Source organism: Treponema sp. C6A8 (genome assembly GCF_000619925.1).
Lineage (GTDB): Bacteria > Spirochaetota > Spirochaetia > Treponematales > Treponemataceae > Treponema_D.
The window spans coordinates 156008-174801 of the sequence record NZ_JHVB01000002.1 but is presented as its reverse complement, the minus strand read 5'-3'; the positions used below and the strand labels follow the sequence as shown (position 1 = coordinate 174801).

At 41.9% G+C, this 18794-nt stretch carries 17 protein-coding genes; 11 read left to right on the top strand and 6 right to left on the bottom strand.

Features of this window, described 5'->3' with window-relative positions:
* Positions 1 to 20 precede the first annotated feature (20 nt).
* The 4 genes from T530_RS0104425 (at position 21) to T530_RS0104410 (ending at position 4134) form a co-directional block, all read left to right on the top strand.
* Positions 21 to 1268: an ABC transporter substrate-binding protein gene (locus tag T530_RS0104425; RefSeq protein WP_027727986.1), complete on the top strand. Its 1248-nt coding sequence runs from the start codon at positions 21 to 23 to the stop codon at positions 1266 to 1268.
* A 128-nt stretch (positions 1269 to 1396) separates the two neighbouring features.
* The gene (locus tag T530_RS0104420; RefSeq protein WP_252507350.1) at positions 1397 to 2218 is read left to right on the top strand and encodes a carbohydrate ABC transporter permease; all 822 of its coding nucleotides are present in this window, start codon (positions 1397 to 1399) and stop codon (positions 2216 to 2218) included.
* The gene (locus T530_RS0104415) at positions 2211 to 3059 is read left to right on the top strand and encodes a carbohydrate ABC transporter permease (protein ID WP_027727984.1); all 849 of its coding nucleotides are present in this window, start codon (positions 2211 to 2213) and stop codon (positions 3057 to 3059) included. The genes T530_RS0104420 and T530_RS0104415 overlap by 8 nt, the downstream gene beginning before the upstream one ends.
* 25 nt (positions 3060 to 3084) lie before the next feature.
* On the top strand, positions 3085 to 4134 hold the full coding sequence (locus T530_RS0104410) for a LacI family DNA-binding transcriptional regulator (RefSeq protein WP_027727983.1): 1050 nt from the start codon (positions 3085 to 3087) through the stop codon (positions 4132 to 4134).
* Here the strand turns inward: T530_RS0104410 and T530_RS0104405 are convergent.
* Positions 4131 to 4895 (bottom strand): response regulator, encoded by a 765-nt coding sequence (locus tag T530_RS0104405; protein WP_027727982.1) that lies wholly within the window; start codon positions 4893 to 4895, stop codon positions 4131 to 4133. The two genes, T530_RS0104410 and T530_RS0104405, sit on opposite strands and share 4 nt — an antisense overlap.
* A gap of 1 nt (position 4896) precedes the next feature.
* Positions 4897 to 6630 (bottom strand): sensor histidine kinase, encoded by a 1734-nt coding sequence (locus T530_RS0104400; RefSeq protein WP_197018240.1) that lies wholly within the window; start codon positions 6628 to 6630, stop codon positions 4897 to 4899.
* Positions 6631 to 6859: 229 nt separating this feature from the next.
* Between T530_RS0104400 and T530_RS13495 the strand changes: the two genes are divergently transcribed.
* The 4 genes from T530_RS13495 to yicI all read left to right on the top strand — a co-directional run bounded on the left by T530_RS13495 (position 6860) and on the right by yicI (position 12307).
* The gene (locus T530_RS13495) at positions 6860 to 8119 is read left to right on the top strand and encodes an ABC transporter substrate-binding protein (RefSeq protein ID WP_051537820.1); all 1260 of its coding nucleotides are present in this window, start codon (positions 6860 to 6862) and stop codon (positions 8117 to 8119) included.
* A 178-nt stretch (positions 8120 to 8297) separates the two neighbouring features.
* Positions 8298 to 9083, top strand: coding sequence for a carbohydrate ABC transporter permease (locus tag T530_RS0104385; protein ID WP_197018239.1), 786 nt, complete (start codon positions 8298 to 8300; stop codon positions 9081 to 9083).
* Positions 9080 to 9916, top strand: coding sequence for a carbohydrate ABC transporter permease (locus tag T530_RS0104380; RefSeq protein ID WP_038073637.1), 837 nt, complete (start codon positions 9080 to 9082; stop codon positions 9914 to 9916). Before T530_RS0104385 ends, T530_RS0104380 begins: the two co-directional genes overlap by 4 nt.
* A 24-nt stretch (positions 9917 to 9940) precedes the next feature.
* On the top strand, positions 9941 to 12307 hold the full coding sequence (gene yicI / locus T530_RS13490) for an alpha-xylosidase (RefSeq protein WP_051537819.1): 2367 nt from the start codon (positions 9941 to 9943) through the stop codon (positions 12305 to 12307).
* Between the two features lie 113 nt (positions 12308 to 12420).
* On the opposite strand, the gene T530_RS13485 is transcribed toward yicI, so the two are convergent.
* Both T530_RS13485 and T530_RS0104365 read right to left on the bottom strand, forming a co-directional pair.
* On the bottom strand, positions 12421 to 13041 hold the full coding sequence (locus tag T530_RS13485; protein ID WP_051537818.1) for a pseudouridine synthase: 621 nt from the start codon (positions 13039 to 13041) through the stop codon (positions 12421 to 12423).
* A complete protein-coding gene (locus tag T530_RS0104365) occupies positions 13022 to 13993 on the bottom strand; it encodes a DNA methyltransferase (RefSeq protein WP_027727978.1) in 972 nt (323 codons plus the stop codon). Before T530_RS0104365 ends, T530_RS13485 begins: the two co-directional genes overlap by 20 nt.
* An 86-nt stretch (positions 13994 to 14079) precedes the next feature.
* Between T530_RS0104365 and T530_RS0104360 the strand changes: the two genes are divergently transcribed.
* Complete coding sequence (locus T530_RS0104360; RefSeq protein WP_027727977.1) at positions 14080 to 14562, top strand: YkgJ family cysteine cluster protein; 483 nt, start codon at positions 14080 to 14082, stop codon at positions 14560 to 14562.
* Between the two features lie 94 nt (positions 14563 to 14656).
* Here the strand turns inward: T530_RS0104360 and T530_RS0104355 are convergent, their stop codons facing one another.
* Both T530_RS0104355 and T530_RS0104350 read right to left on the bottom strand, forming a co-directional pair.
* Entirely contained in the window at positions 14657 to 15016 is a 360-nt protein-coding gene (locus tag T530_RS0104355; RefSeq protein WP_027727976.1) for a hypothetical protein, read from the bottom strand.
* A 15-nt stretch (positions 15017 to 15031) separates the two neighbouring features.
* A complete protein-coding gene (locus T530_RS0104350) occupies positions 15032 to 16987 on the bottom strand; it encodes an ABC-F family ATP-binding cassette domain-containing protein (protein ID WP_027727975.1) in 1956 nt (651 codons plus the stop codon).
* Positions 16988 to 17131: 144 nt separating this feature from the next.
* Here T530_RS0104350 and T530_RS0104345 point away from each other — a divergent pair, with 144 nt between their 5' ends.
* Positions 17132 to 17842, top strand: coding sequence for a hypothetical protein (locus T530_RS0104345; protein WP_156011535.1), 711 nt, complete (start codon positions 17132 to 17134; stop codon positions 17840 to 17842).
* A gap of 16 nt (positions 17843 to 17858) precedes the next feature.
* A complete protein-coding gene (locus tag T530_RS0104340; protein WP_156011533.1) occupies positions 17859 to 18791 on the top strand; it encodes a hypothetical protein in 933 nt (310 codons plus the stop codon).
* Positions 18792 to 18794: the final 3 nt, after the last annotated feature.

Sequence of the window (18794 nt, the reverse complement as noted above, 5' to 3'; positions counted from 1 at the left end):
GGAAAAAATAGGAGGATAAAATGAAAAAATTATTAAAAGTTGCAGGTGCATTGGCATTAAGCGCCCTTGCATTCTCAAGCTGTGGTTCTTCCGGCAAGAAAACGCTGGAAGTATTTTCTACAAAACCTGAAAGTATCTCTACTTTGAAAGAGTTTGCAGAGCAGTTTGCAAAAGAAAGAAATGACGGCACTGTTGTTACAGTAGTTTCGCCGGCAGATGCAGGAACAGTTCTTCGCGCCCGCCTTGCAAAAAATGATATTCCAGATGTAATCATGATGGGTGGTGATTCAAACTACACAGAATTCGGTTCAAGCGGCGTTCTTATGGATTTGACTGAAACTGATTTTATCAACAACGTTCAGGAAAATTATCTTAAGATGCTTTATGACATCAATGCTGACAAATCTAAAAAAGCCTTTGCAATTCCATATGCAACAAATGCCTCTGGTGTTCTCTATAATAAGGCCCTCTTCCGCAAAGCCGGCGTTTCAATTCCTGAAACATGGACAGATTTTATGAGCGCCATTGCAAAATTGAAGAAGGCAGGAATTCAGCCTTTTGAATTGACCTTTCTTGATTCATGGACTTGTCTTCCACCTTGGAACAGCATGGCTCCTGTAATTGCTCCTGAAAACTTTACAGAAGACCGCCGAAACGGAAAAACAACTTTTGCCGCAACACATAAGGAAGTTCTTGAAAAATACCTTACAATCCTGAAAAACAGCCAGGGCAGCGATTTTATGGGAACAAGCTATGATGAAGGTAACAAGAAATTTGCTCAGGGAGAAGCTGCAATGATGATTAACGGAAACTGGGCTATTCCTGAATTCATCAAGAATAATCCTGATATCGAAGTTGACCTCTTTGCTTTCCCTTCTACTGATAATGCAGCTAAAAACACAGTTACTTCCGGTATTGATGTTTGTATCGCTATTTCAGCAAAAACAAAGCAGGCTGAACTTGCAAAAGATTTTGCTGCCTTCCTTGTTAGAAAAGATATCGCACAGCAGTATGTAAACGAACAGTTTGCTTTCAGCGCTGTAAAGGACGTAAAGCAGAATAATAAAACTGTAGAAGGCGTAAAGGCAACAATCGCTGCCGGTAGAGTATCTGACTTCCCTGATCACTATTATCCTTCTGGATACGATCTGGCAACTGTTCTTTCTAAGTTTGCCCTTAATTATGCAAACGGCGTTGATGACGCAAAGAACATTGCAGAAACTCTTGCTGAATGTGATGCTCAGTATGACGCTGTAAATGACCGCTAAGTCTTAAAAAGCTTTTTTTGGAGTCTTTTCTGATTTTTCGGGAAAGGCTCCATATCACCATCATCCCTGGAAAAAAAATGAAAAAAAACTTCAAAATACAAACACTTTGCTATGTGATGACCGTGCCCATGGCAATTTTATTTTTCATGCTGCATACCTGGCCTTTTTTGAGCGGCATTTTTTACAGCCTTACTGACTGGAAAGGCTATGGTAACTGGCATTTTACCGGTTTAAGAAATTATATCCAGCTTCTTAAAGACCCTAATATCATCCGCGCCTATCTTTTTACTTTTAAGTTTGCGCTTTCAGCTACTCTTCTTGTTAATGTTCTTAGTCTGATTATAGCCTGCGGATTAAACCGGGTTGTCTGGTGTAAGGATTTTTTGAAGGCAGTATATTTTCTTCCTTACATGCTTGGAACCCTTATTATCAGCTATGTTTTCAGATTTTTCTTTTCTAATTTAGTGCCTTATTTGGGAAATATCTTCAATATTGATTTTATGAAGACAAATATTCTGGGAACGGAAAGTGCCTGGCTTGGAGTTCTGCTTGTTACAGTCTGGCAGAGTCTTGCCTTCAACACCCTGATTTATATTTCCGGTTTACAGACAATTGATACAGATATCTATGAAGCCTGCGCGCTTGACGGCGCATACGGAATCTACAGGTTTTTCAAAATAACTTTCCCAATGCTTGCTCCGTTTTTTACTATTAATATGGTCCTGTGCGGAAAGAACTTCCTGATGGTTTTTGACCAGATTATTGCCCTTACAAACGGAGGTCCGGGAGACGCAACAACTTCAATTGCAGTTTTGATTTATAAAAGAGGCTTCCAGGGCCAGCAGTTTGCCTATCAGTCTGCAGACTCTGTAATCCTCTTTATTGTTGTCGTTGCTGTTTCTGTTTTCCAGCTTAGATTCTTTGAAAATCGGGAGAAAAAATATGAATAAAAGCGAAAAAAATAAAAAAAATTATGCAATTTCTGATTATGTAATTTTTGTCCTGCTTTTTCTTTTTGGTATTTTTGGAATTCTTGGAGTTTTGTACATCACCCTTAATATTTCGCTGAAAACTCCGTCAGATATGCAGAATATTCTCAGCCTGCCAAAGCATCCGGAATTTAAGAATTTTTCCGAGGCCTGGAAGCTTACTGAATTTCCTTTAAAATTCCTGAATACTTTCATCATCACGATTTTTACAGCCAGTTTTACTATCATTACTAATTCTGCCGTTGCCTATGTAATTGCGAGAAACCGTCAGAGAAGCAGATTTTTTAATCTTCTGTATTACTACTTTTTGAGCGCCATGTTTATTCCTTTTCAGGTTCTGATGCTGCCTCTTGTAAAGCAGGCAAACTTTTTCCATCTGGATAATGTCTGGGGAATAATCGTGCTTTATGTCGTTTTTGGACTTCCTATGAATACCTTCCTCTATAACGGGGTTCTGAAATCTATTCCGGCAGCCCTTGATGAAGCCGCTTATATTGACGGCGCAAATCCCCTGCAGATTTTTATTCACGTAATTTTTCCGATTTTGAAACCAATTCATTCAACGATTGCAATTCTGACTGTTATGTGGACCTGGAACGACTTTTTAATGCCTCTGGTTCTCCTGACAAAGCAGAAATTCCAGACTTTGCAGCTTTCTCAGTATGTATTCCGCACTCAGTTCAGTACGAATTACAACCTGGCCTTTGCTTCTTACGTCATGGTTTTGATTCCGGTTCTGATTGTTTACGTCGTATGTCAGCGCTTTATCATGAACGGAGTTATGAAAGGCTCTATAAAATAAGTCGAAAAAAATGTAAATTAAGTTTATGGCAACTATTAAGGAAATTGCAGCATTAGCGGGAGTAAGCCCAACAACGGTTTCTAACGTTATTCACGGAAATACAAAAAAAGTTTCTCCAGAAAAATATAAAAAGGTGCAGAAGATTCTGGATGAAATCCATTTTGCGCCTAACCTTGCCGCTTCAATGCTGGCTCACAATACATCTCATATTGTAGGAATTATCCTTAATTATGATGCACGCGATGATGATCTGGCAATTCAGGACCCTTACGTAAGTGCGATTATCGGTACGCTTGAACAGAATTTACAGAAAAACGGCTATTACACTATGCTTTATTCAAATGATGATTTTTCAAAATGGATAAAGCTGATTTCAACCTGGAACATGGCAGGGCTTATTCTTCTTGGTGTTTCGGGGCATAAGGCTGAGCTTGTAAGGCAGAGCGCCAACGTTCCTGTCGTTTTTATTGACTCCTATCTTTCTGATGAAGAAAAGGATGAAAAATCTGACGGCGGAAAAAGCTTTTTTAATGTCGGACTTGAAGATTTGTACGGCGGATTTTTGATGACTGAATATCTGATTGAATGCGGTCACAGAAAAATTGCCTTTCTTGCTGATAATACCCAGCCAAGCGGAGTTGACGCTTTCCGTCTTATCGGATTAAAAAATTCTTTGTTGAAGCACGGCATTTCCTTTGGACCTGACGGCGATTGTGATTTTGTGCCAATCACCAAAAACAAGGAAAAACGCCTGCAAATTGTAGAAAAGCTGATTTCCCAAAAAAGATTTACTGCCCTCTTTTTTGCCTCTGACTTTTATGCTTCGGAAGCAGTTCAAAATCTTGAAAAAAAGGGCCATTCAATTCCTGATGAAGTTTCGGTTGTCGGTTTTGATAACAACTCTTACGCTGAATTTTCAAATCCAGGTCTTACGACTGTAAATCAGGATATTTTCGAAAAGGGAAAATCCGCAGTTTCTCTGCTGGTTTCCCTTATCCGCGGTGAATCTGTTCAGGAATGCAATGTAAGGCTTCCTGTAAAACTTGTAATCCGCGATTCAGTAAAGAAGATTTAGGATTTTTTCTGCCCCTGCAGGCTGTCCCGGTACTCTGTCGGGGAAATACCGTAAAAAGTTTTGAAGGCCTTGCTGAAGTAATTGCTGTCTTTGTAGCCTGTGTTAAAGGCAATCTGCTGGATTTGCAGGTTAGGCTGCTCAAGAAGCTGCTTTGCAAATTCCATGCGGACTTTAAGAACATAATCATAAATTCCGCATTCGTAACGCTTTTTAAAAAGTCTTGAAAGATATTCTTTTGTAAAAAAGAAAGTTTTTCCCAGCTGTTCCAGAGTTATATCTTCTGCAAAATGCTCATCGATGTAAGCCTTGATTGCCGGCGGTAAGGTCTGCGGCGTAAGCGAGGCATCAGAGACTTCACCAGATTTTCCGGCCTGGACCGCGCGTTTTTCTTCCAGCAGCTGAACTGCCCGTGACAGCACTGTATTCAATTCATTTTTTGCGACCGGCTTGAGTAAATAATCCAGGGCGTTTGCCTGAAGGGCAGATTTTGCATAGCGGAAATCGTCATAGCCGCTGATTACGATGAATTTTGACTCAGGGAATTCCTGCGAGGCCTGTTTTAAGAATTCGCTGCCGTTCATAACCGGCATGTTCATATCCACAAAAATTATGTCGTATTTATTTGCGCGAAGTTTTTCCAGTCCTTCCTGACCGTCCCAGGCAGAATCCGGTTCTTCCATGTCAAAATTCTGCCATTCGCCCTGTTTTTTTACGGCAACGTGAACCGCTCTTTCGTCATCAATTATAAGTGCCTTATACATATCATACTACCTCGGAGTTAATATTAAGGGCCTTTTGAGATTCGGATGGCTTTTCCGCAGTTGTAAGCTGCATTACAACGCTTGTGCCGGTGAACTGAGTGCTGTAAACGATAATCCGCGCATCATTTCCGTACATAAGCTTAAGCCGGTTGGAAAGATTTTTCAGGCCGATAGTTTCCCCTGAAATCGTTTTGTCATCCGAATCAAGGGATTTCTGGATTTCTTCAAGATTTTCGGGGCTTATGCCAAGTCCGTCATCAGTTACCGTAATTACCAGCTGGGCTTCCTGATGCTCTGCACTGATTTCAATATGCAGCTTTTCAGAAGATTTTGACATTCCGTGAACTACGGCGTTTTCTACAAGATTTAGGACGCTGATTTTTGGAATCATCAAAAGCTGAAGGTCTTCGTCAATTTTAATATTGTAAGAAAGCCTTTCGCCGAATCTTTCTTTTTGAAGGAAAAGGTAATCCTCTACGCGTTCCATTTCCGTATGCAGGGTAACTATATCATCACCGCGGATTGTGTATTTGAGCATTGAAGAAAGGGCCATTACCATATCATTGATTTTTTCCTGATCGTTTTCTATGGCTTCTGCGGAAATTGTCTGAAGAATGTTATATAAAAAATGAGGATTTATCTGGGCTTTGAGAGCGACAAGCTGGGCGTTTTTCCAGGCCAGCTGGGCAATGTAGTTCTTTTCAATAAGCCCGTCAATCTGTTCAATCATGCCGTTAAAAGTATCTGAAAGCAGGGCGATTTCTTTTGAACCCCGGATATTTATTCTTGTCTTGAAGTTTCCCTGACCGGCAATTTTCAGCTGATCTGAAAGCACGGATAGAGGATGAGTAAAAAATTTGATGAAGATTGAAATCAAAAGGCCGGAAAGCAGGATTGAAAAGAAGCCCAGAAAGAGGCCTATGTTCATTGTCGATGCGGTATAAGAATCGAGCTGCTTTTTTGGAATCAGGCTGATTATGTACCAGCCGCTTTTTTGAAGGCGGCTTTGAACCATCATATACTGCTGCTTTTTGATTTTTATAAAACGCTTTTCTTTTTCGGCGGCTTCTTCAAAATCATCTTTTTCAAATAGAAAATTAAGGGCAGATGTTTTTACGCTGCCTTTTTTATAAAAAATCTTTCCTGTTTCATCGGCTAGAATTGTAATTTCATTTTCGGCAGAGGTTCCTATGTTCAAATCAGGCCAGGAACAGTCCACGTTGAAAGTTACAAAGGCAAGGGGCTTCTGGTCTTTTATGTTGATGATGGTTCTGTAATAGGTGAGAAGTCCGTCTTCCTGCCTTGAAGGAATTACATCCTTGTATCGTTTGCCGGAAGAAAAAATGCTGTAGTTGGGAAGTTCATAAATTGCAGCCGCATCTCCGGTCTGAATGTTTCTTGCTGCCTGCCGTGAAATTGTATAGCTGGATTTATGGGCAACGTCATACAGGCTGAAGTCGATAAGGTCTTCGCGGGCATAAAATTCATTTCTCACAAGTGATTTCAAATATTCTGAAGAAAAGTAGGAATGAGGTTTTGAAGTTGCAATCAGCTCCATAAACATCTGGTCGGCTCGCAAATGAAGGGAAAAACTGTCCAGCTGGCCGAAATATGATTCAAGCTGACTTGCCTGAAGCGCCAGAAGTTTTTTTGTATCGGTTACATACTGATTGATTATCTGCCTGCTTGAGCGAAAATAGGTAAAAGTAATCAGGGAAAGTAAAATCACTGTCATCAGCGTTATTACAAAAATATTCAGCTGGGTGATTAAGGGTCTTTTTTGAAATGAAGATTTTATTTTTGAAAAAATGCACTTTTTGTACATGCTTTAATTATATCATTTAAATATGGAAGAAGGACACTTTGTTCTTTTTTTTACCCTTTTTGTTTATTATTTTTCATATCGCGCCGGAAATTCCGCATTTATAATTTATTTATATTTAGAAATCGTTTAGGAGGATTTTATGAAGCGATTGATTGGTAAAGGTTTATTTTTAGGGATGATTACAGCTGCTCTTATCGGTATGACTTCCTGCAATGAAAAAACAACAGCTGCAAAAAAAACGAATGCAAAAAAGGAACTGACCTTCCTTTTGAACAGTCCGGAACTTACAGAGGCTTACAAGCAGTGTTTTGCAGAATATGAAAAGCAGACTGGTGTAAGTATCGTTGCTGATATTCTTCAGAATGATTATCAGACTGTTTTGAAGACCCGCCTTAATTCAGGTGATATTCCTGATATGTTCCTTACAAGTGCCTACAATGACAACAAGGTTTTCAAGGATTATTCATATAATCTTGAAAACGAGCCTTTTATGAAAAACGTGCAGTCAGCCATTCTTTCCAGCGTAACTCTCGATGGTCACGTTACAGGTTATCCATTCCTCGTTCAGTCTCACTCATTTATCTACAACAAGAAGATTTTTGCAAAGGCAGGAATTTCAAAGCTGCCTGAAACTCTTGATGAATACAAAGAAGTTTGCAAGAAACTTGAAGCAATCGGAGTTCAGCCTTTCAGCACAGGTTTTGCAGAGTGGTGGGTACTTCCTCAGACAACCTATCCTTCTATCAGTGATGCCTATAACGGAGATTACGAGGCTCTCTTCAAAGATGTAGAAGCTAAGAAAATCAAATTCGGCGATCTTCCTCAGATTGATTTCGTCCTTGATCTTCTTGATTTGATTAAGAAATACGGCGGAAACAAACCAATGGAATCTACATTCGATATGCAGGTTTCTGATTTTGCGACAGAAAAAGTTGCAATCATTCACCAGGGCTCTTGGGCCGAAGCAAGTATCAGAGCCATTAATCCTGATATTGATATCGGATATTTGAAGGCTCCTAGAAAAGACGGAAAATCTGTAGTTGCAGTTGAATCTAACCTTACTTTCAGAGTTTACAAGGAATCAAAGAACCGCGCAGAAGTTCTTAACTTCTTAAAGTGGCTTACAACATCAGAATATGGAAAGGCATGGATTCCTTCTGTAATCAAGCAGATTTCTCCGGTTGCCGGCGCCGCTGCTCCAGACACTCAGCTTGCAAAAGAAACTGTGGTAGCACAGGATTCAAAAATCACCTGTCCTTGGTGGATTTTCAAAGGTCCTGATGGAATTGAACAGCCGTTCGGAACTGCTTTCCAGAATTATGTTGCAGGAACAGCCAGCCGTGCTGAAACAAAAGCTGCGCTTTCACGCTTGTTTATTGATGCATACGATGCTCAGTAATTAAATCCTTCTTGAGGTGTCCTTTTTGGGGACGCCTCAAGTTCATCTCAATTTATTAAAAAAAATCACAGGTATAATTATGAAAAAAAAGAATCTGTCACATGAAGCGAAGGATTTTGCTTTGTTCGCGGCACCCTCAGTTTTTTTTATCACTTTATTTGTAGGGATTCCTTTTTTAATGTGCATTTACAATTCATTTCGTAAATGGAACGGAATTTCGAAACATACATCATTCACAGGATTAAAAAACTATATAAAACTGCTGACAGATGATCCGTCATTTGTTCACGCTCTTGCTTTTACTTTTTTGTATGCATTTTTTGTTGTCATTTTCATAAATGCTCTGGCAATTCTGCTTGCCCTTCTTCTGGAAAGAGATATAAAGGCTAAAGGCGCATTCCGCATGGCTTTTTATATTCCAAATATCATCAGTTTAATCATCATCGGTTTTATCTGGAAATTCATCTGTATCCGTGTTTTCGAAGCTTTTGGCTCTCTGACAGGAATGGGTTTCTGGAACCTCAGCTGGCTGGGTGATTCAAAACTTGCCGTCGTTACGACTATTTTTGTTTCCGTATGGCAGGGCCTGGGCTTTTACCTGATTATTTATATTGCGGGTCTTCAGTCTGTACCTGATGAATTGATTGAAGCCGCTTTGATTGACGGGGCAGGGGCTGTGCGACGTCTTTTTTCTGTGACCCTTCCAATGATAATGCCGTCAATTTCTTTCTGTATGTTCTATTCAGTGGCAAACTCAATGAAGATGTTTGAATTGATTTTCAGTTTGACAGGCGGCGGTCCTGGAGTTGCGACTACTCCGATTGCCCTTGATATTTACAATACTGCCTTTAATAACAACAACTTTGGTTACGGAAGCGCAAAGAGTGTAGTTCTCTTTATCATAGTCTGCACAATTTCTGTAATTCAGGTGAAATTCTTCAAAAGTAAGGAAGTTGAATCATGAAAATTAAGAAAAATACATATAAAAATACGGCAATCCTCATTTTATTGACTCTTCTTGTCATCATCTATCTTTCTCCGCTTGGAATGATGGTTCTGAATGCTTTCAAAAGCTATAACGAAATTATGACGGATGTCCTTTCCTGGCCAAAGAAGCTGACTTTCAAGAATTTTGCGACAGTTTTCAGCGACATGAACTACCCGAAAGTTTTTATAAATACTCTTCTGGTAACTGTGATTGGAGTTGGAGGAATTGTTCTTCTTGGTTCAATGGCCGGCTATAAAATGGCGCGAAATAAAAGCCGCTACAGCCGCCTCAGCTTCCTATACTGCATTATGCCTATGATGGTTCCTTTCCAGTCTTTTATGATTACCCTTGTCGTTATTGCCCGCAAGCTTGGGATGACAAACAGCCTTCCGGGGCTGGGAATAATCTACTGGGGACTTGGAACTCCTATGGCAATCTTCCTTTATCAGGGATTTACAAAAACAATTCCTTACGAACTGGAAGAAGCCGCAATCATTGAAGGCTGCACAGGGCTCCCTCTTTTTTTTAAGGTGATTTTCCCTCTTTTGAAGTCGGTTACCGCTTCTGTAATCGTTGTAAATGTCATGTGGATCTGGAATGACTTCCTGCTTCCTCTTTTGATAATCGGCGGCAGCAAGAGTTCAAAGACCCTGCAGCTGGCAGCCTACAGCTTTATGGGCCAGTACAAATCTGAATGGCAGAATATTATGGCAGCCGCAATTCTGATAATCATTCCGGCTCTTGTGATTTACCTGATTTTCCAGAAGCACATCATTAAAGGTCTGGTAGCAGGCGCCGTAAAAGGCTGATAAAAAAAGTGAGGTAGGTAAAATATGAAATTTACAAACGGATTTTGGGTTACCAAACCTGAGTATAATGCAAATTATGCCCGTGATTTATACGAAATAAAGGCAGCTGAAGATACCCTTACCCTCTACATGCCTTATAAAAAAATTGAAGGCCGGGGAGACACCCTCAATATCGGAATGATGACTGTTGAATGCTCAAGCATCATGGAAGACACTTTGAGCGTAAAACTTACAGGCTATGCCGGGCAGAAAAAAGGCGGTCCTGCTTTTGAAAAAGCCGCTGATTTCAAAAAATCCGGAAAAGTGCAGGTTTCCTGTGACTCCCAGAAAGCTGAAATTTCTTCAGGGCTTTTGAGTCTCTGCGTGGAAAAAGGCTCCCCTGAACTCAAATTTTTTGCGGAAGGAAAAGCCCTTACTAAGACGGGAAACAAGGGAATTTCCCGCATGAAGCATCGGGACGGCAATGCCTATATCGTGACGGAACTTTCACTTGATGTCGGCGAACTGATTTACGGTTTTGGCGAAAGATTCACTCCTTATGTGAAAAACGGGCAGGTAGTTGAAACCTGGAATGAGGATGGGGGCACTGCAAGTGAAATTGCCTATAAAAGCATCCCGTTTTACCTTTCAAGCAAAAATTACGGAGTCTTTGTAAATCATCCGGGCAAGGTCAGCTTTGAAACCGGCAGTGAAAAAGTTGAAAGCGTTCAATTTTCCGTTCAGGACGAGGAGCTGGAATATATAATTATATATGGAAGAAATCAGAAAGAAGTCCTTTCAAAGTATACAAAACTTACAGGTCGGGCCCCTCTTCTTCCAAAATGGAGTTTTGGCCTCTGGCTTACAACATCCTTTACGACAGATTATGATGAAAAAACGATAACTTCCTTCATTGACGGAATGGCAGACCGCAATATTCCGCTGACAGTTTTCCATTTTGACTGTTTCTGGATGAAGGGCTTTGAATGGTGCAATTTTGAGTGGGATAAAGACGTTTTCCCAAACCCTGCTGCAATGCTTGAACGTATGCACAAAAGAGGATTGAAAATCTGCGTCTGGATAAATCCTTACATTGCCCAGAAGTCGCCTTTGTTTGCTGAAGCCGCAGAAAAAGGTTATCTTTTGAGAAATAAAGACGGCAGTATCTGGCAGTGGGATATGTGGCAGGCAGGAATGGGACTTGTTGATTTTACAAATCCTGATGCTTACAAATGGTATCAGGCAAAATTAAAGGCCCTTCTGGATATGGGAGTAGACTGCTTTAAAACTGATTTTGGCGAAAGAATCCCAAGCCGCGATAACAATTATGATGTTGCCTGGTTTGACGGTTCTGATCCTGAAAAAATGCATAATTTTTACACATATCTTTACAACAAATGTGTTTTCAGCCTGCTGGAAAAAGAAAAAGGAAAGGGGGAAGCAATTTTGTTTGCCAGAAGCGCAACTGCGGGCGGCCAGAAATTCCCTGTTCACTGGGGCGGCGACAGTACAAGCCAGTTTATTTCCATGGCAGAAAGCCTTCGCGCAGGACTTTCTTTGATGGACAGCGGCTTCAGCTTCTGGAGTCATGATATTGGTGGTTTTGAAGATACCGGCAGCGCCGACTTATACAAGCGCTGGGTAGCATTTGGCCTTTTGTCTTCCCACAGCAGACTTCACGGCTCTTCATCTTACAGAGTGCCCTGGGTATATGACGACGAAGCCTGCGACGTATTAAGATTCTTTACAAATTTGAAGTGCAGCCTTATGCCTTATATCTACAGTCTGGCAGTTAACGCTCACCTGACTGGCATCCCTGTTATGAGGCCGATGCACCTTGAGTTTGAAGATGATTTGAACTGCGCCTACCTTGACCGTCAGTATATGCTTGGAGATTCGATTCTTGTTGCCCCTGTCTTTACGCCATCTCCGGACGGACAGCCTGTTCCTCAGACTTTCTACCTTCCTGAAGGTCAGTGGACCCATTTGATTTCCGGTAAAAAATACAGTGGAAACAGATGGATTACAGATACTTACGATTATTTCAGTCTGCCTGTCTTTGTAAAGGAGAACAGCATCATTCCGTTTGGAAATGAAAAAAATCGCCCTGATTACGACTACAAAAAGCAGAGCGAGTGGAACCTTTTCATAAGCAGTAATTGTTCTGACCCGATAAAAGGTCAGATTTTAGATTCCGACGGTAAAGAACTTTCGGCTCTGACTGTAGAAAAAGAAGCTTGTGATAATAAGGTTATCTTGAAATTTAAGGCTTCCGATTTGAATAAAATCTGTCTTCACGGTTTTGAGGTTCAAGGCGTAACGGATTGTAAATTTACTAAGTCTGAAAACGGCTTTGTCCTGACTCCAGAAAAGAATGAATTTTATGTGAGCGGAAGTTTTATTGTAAATTAATAAAAATATAGTGATTTTTTAGCCGCAGATGGATTTTTTAGACACGGATAGCACGGATGTTCACGGATGCGACACGGATACTTTTGACTTCTTTATCTGTGTCCTATCCGTGCTTATCTGTGTTCATACGTGTCGAAACTTCTTATTTCCTCTTCAGTAAGCTTTCTCCATTGGCCGGGGGCGAGATTTTCGTCCAGCTGCAGGCTGCCGATTGAAAGGCGGTGCAGGGCGGTGACTTCGTTGCCCAGCGCCAGAAAGATGCGGCGGACTTCGTGGAACTTGCCCTCGGTGACGGTGATGCGGCATTGAATTGGAGTCAGCCATTCAAGCTGGGCAGGGGCAGAGTTTTGTTCCGGGGCCTTGCGGTCTGGGGGAAGGGTGAGCCCCGCGGCACAAGCTGTGGTGTATGAAAGCTGCTGCTGGTGAGTGGGCACCGGCGTTTTTAGGGTCACAAGGTATGTTTTTTTTATGGCAGATTCCGGCGCAGTGATATGGTGGGAAAAATAGCCGTCGGTAGTCAGAAGAAGCAGGCCGGAACTGTTAGCGTCCAGACGCCCTACCGTGTGTAAACGGCAGCCGCGAGGGGCAGAAGATGCCTGCTTCTTCATATCATCATCCAGAAAAGAAAAAACAAGGGGATGCGAATCTGAGGCGGTGGCACAAACGGCGCCAAGAGGCTTATTCATCATCAGGTAGATGTGGGGAAAGTCTGAATTACGGGCGGTTTTTCGCATTTGTTGCCTTTATGAGGTTGTTAGTGTTGCGTTCCCAGAAGACGCCGTCGGAATAGCCCTGAATTGAAGTGTCTGAGTCGGCGAGGGCAAGGCGTTTTTCTGCCAGCATTGCGTATTCTTCGTTGAGTTCTACTCCGCACCAGTGCCGGCCCAGTTTTTTTGCAACCACGCTTGCGGTGCCGCTTCCCAAAAATGGATCAAAGACCATATCCCCGGGACGGCTGCTTGCAAGAATCAGCTTGGCGTAGAGCTTTTCGGGCTTTTGTGTCGGGTGGTCGGTGTTTTCCGGCATGGACCAGAAGGGCACGCTTATGTCGTCCCAGAAGTTAGAAGGGCAGGTGTCGCGGAAGTTGCCGCTTTCTGTCTCCTTCCAGTCTTTTGGTTCGCCACCCTGCTTGTAAGGTGCGATTACCCGGCGGCGGATTTTTACGGCTTCAAGGTCAAAGTAGTAGTAGTCGGGATTTTTTACGGCAAACCAGATGTCTTCCATTCCGTTTTTCCAGTTTGATTTTGCACCCCGGCCTTTTTCCCTCTGCCAGGTAATTCGGTTTAATATTGTAAGTTCTTTCTGAACTGCCCTCTGAAGGGCAGATGTGCATTTCCAGTCGCCGCAGATGTAAAGCGAGCCGGTTGGCTTAAGCTTTTTACACACCTGTGGAAACCAGCTTGCAAGATATTCGTCGTAAGCTTCTTCGGAGCGGGCATTAAAATGAAGTCCGTTGAAGTTCCGGGTCAAATTATAAGGCGGGTCAATGATTATAAGGTCGGCAAACTCATCAGGAAGGCGGGGAAGGGCTTCCATCAAATCTGCATTTATCGTGCGGTTCAAAAAACTTTCCGGGGCTGTGGCGTTAACTGCATCCGGGCTTACAAGGCGCCCTTTTAATTCCGGAATTTCTTCGTTTGAAAGTGATATAGTTCTGTTTCTTGGAGCACGAGTTTTTTCCTGCATAATGTGATAGTATAATAGAAATCCGGATAAAAAAAAACTTATCTGTGTTTATCTGTGCCCCATCTGTGGCTATTATTGAGGAATATATGTCAGACTGTATTTATAAAAACGGCCTTAATTTTGAATGCCAGCGCTGCTCTTTCTGCTGCGGCCATTCTCCTGGCTTTGTTTATCTTTCTCACCGCGATTTAACAGCTCTCTGCACTCATTTTGATATGAGCGAAGTTGATTTCGCCCGCAAGTATTGCCGCTGGGCAGATTATTATTACGGAACTCAGGTTCTTGCCCTGCTGGAACAAGATAATTATGACTGCATTTTGTGGGGCGCAGGCTGTACTGCCTACGAAGCCCGCCCGGTTCAGTGTTCAACCTATCCTTTCTGGAGCTGGATGCTTGCCGATAACAAAACCTGGAATGAATGCGCCGCCGATTGTCCCGGCATGAATAAGGGGCGCAAATGGTCTTTTGAAGAAATTGACGTCCAGAAGCGCCGTTACGATGCCAACATTCCGCTAGACCGCCGCGACTTTGAAAAGATGTTCTGCGAAGGAAAGGAATTCAGGTTATAGGTGCCAGGTTATAGGTACTAGGATGCAGCGTGATACGAAAACTAAATTCGAGAAGAAAACTCAGCGTCAAACCTAGAACTTAACACCTAGAACCTCAAACCTCTTCCTCCTCGGTGTCCATAAACAAATCGAGGAGTTCTTCCAGCTTGTCGTATTCTGCCCAGTCCTTTTCCTGCTGCTCGCCGTCTGGCGCAATTAAAAAGTTGTCTGCATAGTCGGCAATAAAGTCGTAAACAGCGGTGATGGTTTCTTCGTCCATCTGGGCCAGATCGTCCACGCTGGAAACTTCTTTCAAAATAGAAGAAAGCTCTTCAATCTGCTCGTCGTAGTCGGCATTGATTTCGTCGTATTCAGGCGTATGAAGGTCTTTTACATAATCCTTGCACTCTTTTACTTCCACAAGGATTTTTTTCAGCGTGCAGATAAAATATTCGTCTAATTCTTCTTCTGTCATTTTCCAATTCCTTTTTTACATCGCTACCGCTGCTAATTCTTCCCAGCGCGCATATTTTTCTTCCAGCTGAGCGGCAATTTCTTTGTAGCGGTCGCCGGCAGCCCGTGCTTCTTCAAAATTGCTGGAACCCATTTTTGCTTCCAGTTCCTTTTGTTCGGCTTCAAGGGCTGGAATTGCGGCATCAAGCTGCTCGAATTCTTTCTGTTCCTTAAATGTAAGCTTTTTCTTAGGGGAGGGGGAAGTCTCCCCCTGCGCTCCTAAGCTTGTTGCCGTCGTAATCTCTTTTACATTATTTGCTTCTCTAACGGCAACATCAGCATCCTGCTTCGCAGTCTGCTGACGGTTTAACTGTTTTTGTTCTTCTCTATACTCCACATACTCGCTGCATTTACCAACAAAACCTGAGATACTGCCGTCGTCTTCCAGAATAAAGAGTGTGTCGGCGCATTTGTCCATAAAGTAGCGGTCGTGGCTTACGAGTAAGAGACAGCCTTCGTAGTTCATCAAAAACTGTTCAAGGATGTTCATTGTAAAAATGTCAAAGTCGTTGGTCGGTTCGTCCAGAATCAAAAAGTTAGGATTCTGGAGCAGAAGTCGAACAAGATAAAGGCGTTTGCGCTCGCCGCCGCTCAAAGTGCTCACCATGCTGTGCTGGATTTTGCCTTCAAAACCGAATTCTTCCAGAAACTTTGTTGCGCTTACTTCTTTTTTTCCTTCGTTTAAGGTCATGCGCTCGGCAGTTTCCTTAATATATTCAAGTACTGTGAGGGAGGTGTCTTTGAACACTGGGTTCTGAGTGTAGTAGCCAAAGCTTGTGTTCACGCCAACTTCCACATTGCCGGTGTCCGGTGCAAGTTGGCCTGTAACTATGTTCAAAAAGGTAGATTTTCCGCTGCCGTTATCACCAAAAATACCGATTTTCTGTCCTTTGGTGAACTTGTAAGAAAAATTCTTGATGACAGGTGTTGTGGTTTCTGCCCCAGCGAATCCTTTAGGATAAAATTTACTTATGTTGTGAAGTTCCAGAACCTTTCCGCCCAGGCGTTTTCCTTTTACTTCAAAAGTAAAGCCCTTGTCTGCGGCAAATTTTTCTCGGTTGATAAGCTGCATGTCGCGCTGGATTCGTGCCTTAATTTTTGTTCCGCGGGCGCATGGGCCACGAAGCAGCCAGTCACGCTCAAATCGCAAAACAGATTCAATTCTGCGTTCGGTGTTTTCTTCAATTTCTGCTTCCATTTCCTTTTTTTCAAGGTATTTGGAATAGTTTCCTTCGTAAAGTTTGAGTTTGTTTCGCGCAAGTTCGTAAATGTTGGTGCAGACAGCGTCCAAGAACCAGCGGTCGTGGGTTACCATCAAAAGCGAACGCTTCATATCGTGAAGGTAATTCTGCAGCCAGGTAATTGTACTGATGTCCAGGTGGTTAGTCGGCTCGTCGAGTAGAAGAAGCTTTGTGTCTTCTACCAGCACCTGTGCCAGAGCAACCTTTTTAATCATTCCGCCGCTGAGAGTACCCATTTTGCGGGTAAGGTCGTGGAGTCCCAGAGTTCCCAAAATCGAAGAAATCTGAGCTTCGTAATTCCAAAGCTCCTGCTTGTCCATCTTTTCCATGGCGGCGTTGTAGGCCTTCTGCGATTTTTCATCATCACCAAGCGCCGCACAGGCATCCATATATTCGCGGATTGTGTTTAGTTTTGGGGAATTGCTCTTAAAAATATGCTCGCGGATTGTATCTTCCGGATTGTAAGTGGGGTTCTGCGGCAAAAAAGAAACGCCGCATTCCCGGTTGATAGTAATACTTCCCTCGTCAGGCTGTAACACTCCTGCAATCGTATTCAAAAGAGTTGATTTTCCGGTTCCGTTTCGTCCAATCAGGGCTGCCTTTTCGCCTTCCTGAATTCCAAATGTAACTCCCGTAAAAAGCGGCTTTTCCCGCCCGATTTTCGCAAGATTATTAATAGAGAGAAGATTCATGTTTCATATAGTAAATAGAGGCGGGATTTAATGTCAACTGACTTGTTTCAGCATTGTTTATCTATAAAATAATTGTTATAGTGCAAGAAAGTTAATATATTTCAAAAGAGGGAAAACATGAAAAAAACTATGAAAATTTGTTGTATGGCAGTTTTGGCTGCTATGGTAAGCGCTTCTTTATTTGCTGCGCCTAAGGGAAAAGCTCCTAAAATGAAGGCTGGAACTCCTGTTGTCGTAGACTATCAGGGACAGGCTCTCGGATCTGAAATTCCTGCATGGGTTGTTGCAATCGGTGAAGGTTCTCAGAAAAAAGTACGCAAATCACTGGAAATTGATAAAGAAGATGCTATCTTCATCCTTCAGAATAAGGGTTCTGACCTTGACTTCTTAAAAGCATGGACAGATCAGATTGATGTTCGCGCAGAAGTTGCTTCTTCTATTGAACAGACAGTTGCTCAGGCTGTAATCGCAGAACTTGATGCAAAAGATGCTGATGAACAGACAAAAACTCGCGCTGCCAAAATTTACTCAACATCAATGACAAACCTTACATTGAACGGTCTTACAAAAGATTCTTATTACTGGATTAAAACCCGCACAATGAAGCCTGGCGTAAAGAAAATCACTTCTGAAGCTGACTACACTGACGAATATACATATTATGTTGTTTTCACAATGAACAGAAACCTTTACGATGCACAGCTCAATGCTGCAATCAGAAAAGTTGATGATAATGATGAATCAACACAGTTCCTTAAAGAAGTTCTTGCAATGAAGATTTGCGAATCAGTCGTTATGCCAAAAGCTTCTGGATATGATTACTCTGGTTTCTCTGTAGAAGAAATTGATTACTAAAAAAAAGGAACTGAAAATGAAAAAACTAGCTTTAATCGTCTCATTAATTACTGCGCTTTGCGTAAATCTTTCTGGTGAAGAATTTCCTCCATCATGGTTCTCAAACAAACTTACTTTTACAGAAACTGAAATTACCCGCAAGAATGCTGACGGCGCCTGGGTTCCATTTATCGACAGAACTTATACTGCCTGCGAATTTGTAAAGGTAACTGATGAGATTTATTCTCTTGATATGGCCCGCGATGCCGCTGAAAAGAAGGCTTGCGAAAGACTTGATGAATATTTCAAGGATTATAAAATTCCTGAAGGCTTGAAGGCTAAGCACGTTCTTGCCGGCTACAAATATAATGATTCTTTGGCTGACGGCGGCGCTTATGTTAAGGTTGATGTTACTGTAAGTACTGAAAAAGTTCAGGAAAAACCACAGGTTGCTCTTGATGAAAAGAAAGAAATCTCTGAAAGTTCTAACCTTGCAAGAATCCTTCAGTACAAAGGCAAAAAATTTACTCTTGTTGATACAATCAATTTTAATTCTCAGGAATCTATTGAAAACCACAGAATCGTTCAGTCAGGTAAGGGAAAAGGTTACGAATCGAAGAGTTCAAAAACAAAAGAATCTTTCTACTATCCTGATGGAATTTTAGTTTATGATACAGTTGTTCATCTGGAAAACACTCTTCTTGAATTCAATCTTAAGAATGTTATAAAAGGCAGAAAAACTTTAATCATCATTCGTACTGATGCAATTTCAGAAAATAAGACTCTTGAACTGAAGCTTAACGGACAGCGTTTCCCTGCAAATGTTGAACACGATGGTAAAAACCGCTGGCGTAATGCAATTTTTGAAGTTGAAGAGGGAACCATTGTTGAATATTCTCCAAAATTCATCTTTATGGATTGTCCAAAGCCTCAGGGAATCGCTTCAATCTGGGTTTATCAGTTACTGTAGTTT

What these genes read in the sequence shown, in the direction of transcription:
- T530_RS0104405 (WP_027727982.1), bottom strand. Translation starts at nt 4,895, where the DNA reads ATGTATAAGGCACTTATAATTGATGACGAAAGAGCGGTTCACGTTGCC.
- T530_RS0104355 (WP_027727976.1), bottom strand. Translation starts at nt 15,016, where the DNA reads ATGACAGAAGAAGAATTAGACGAATATTTTATCTGCACGCTGAAAAAA.
- T530_RS0104400 (WP_197018240.1), bottom strand. Translation starts at nt 6,630, where the DNA reads ATGACAGTGATTTTACTTTCCCTGATTACTTTTACCTATTTTCGCTCA.
- T530_RS13485 (WP_051537818.1), bottom strand. Translation starts at nt 13,041, where the DNA reads ATGCGAAAAACCGCCCGTAATTCAGACTTTCCCCACATCTACCTGATG.
- T530_RS0104415 (WP_027727984.1), top strand. Translation starts at nt 2,211, where the DNA reads ATGAATAAAAGCGAAAAAAATAAAAAAAATTATGCAATTTCTGATTAT.
- T530_RS0104420 (WP_252507350.1), top strand. Translation starts at nt 1,397, where the DNA reads ATGGCAATTTTATTTTTCATGCTGCATACCTGGCCTTTTTTGAGCGGC.
- T530_RS0104425 (WP_027727986.1), top strand. Translation starts at nt 21, where the DNA reads ATGAAAAAATTATTAAAAGTTGCAGGTGCATTGGCATTAAGCGCCCTT.
- yicI (WP_051537819.1), top strand. Translation starts at nt 9,941, where the DNA reads ATGAAATTTACAAACGGATTTTGGGTTACCAAACCTGAGTATAATGCA.
- T530_RS0104340 (WP_156011533.1), top strand. Translation starts at nt 17,859, where the DNA reads ATGAAAAAACTAGCTTTAATCGTCTCATTAATTACTGCGCTTTGCGTA.
- T530_RS0104380 (WP_038073637.1), top strand. Translation starts at nt 9,080, where the DNA reads ATGAAAATTAAGAAAAATACATATAAAAATACGGCAATCCTCATTTTA.
- T530_RS0104345 (WP_156011535.1), top strand. Translation starts at nt 17,132, where the DNA reads ATGGCAGTTTTGGCTGCTATGGTAAGCGCTTCTTTATTTGCTGCGCCT.
- T530_RS13495 (WP_051537820.1), top strand. Translation starts at nt 6,860, where the DNA reads ATGAAGCGATTGATTGGTAAAGGTTTATTTTTAGGGATGATTACAGCT.
- T530_RS0104360 (WP_027727977.1), top strand. Translation starts at nt 14,080, where the DNA reads ATGTCAGACTGTATTTATAAAAACGGCCTTAATTTTGAATGCCAGCGC.
- T530_RS0104365 (WP_027727978.1), bottom strand. Translation starts at nt 13,993, where the DNA reads ATGCAGGAAAAAACTCGTGCTCCAAGAAACAGAACTATATCACTTTCA.
- T530_RS0104410 (WP_027727983.1), top strand. Translation starts at nt 3,085, where the DNA reads ATGGCAACTATTAAGGAAATTGCAGCATTAGCGGGAGTAAGCCCAACA.
- T530_RS0104385 (WP_197018239.1), top strand. Translation starts at nt 8,298, where the DNA reads ATGTGCATTTACAATTCATTTCGTAAATGGAACGGAATTTCGAAACAT.
- T530_RS0104350 (WP_027727975.1), bottom strand. Translation starts at nt 16,987, where the DNA reads ATGAATCTTCTCTCTATTAATAATCTTGCGAAAATCGGGCGGGAAAAG.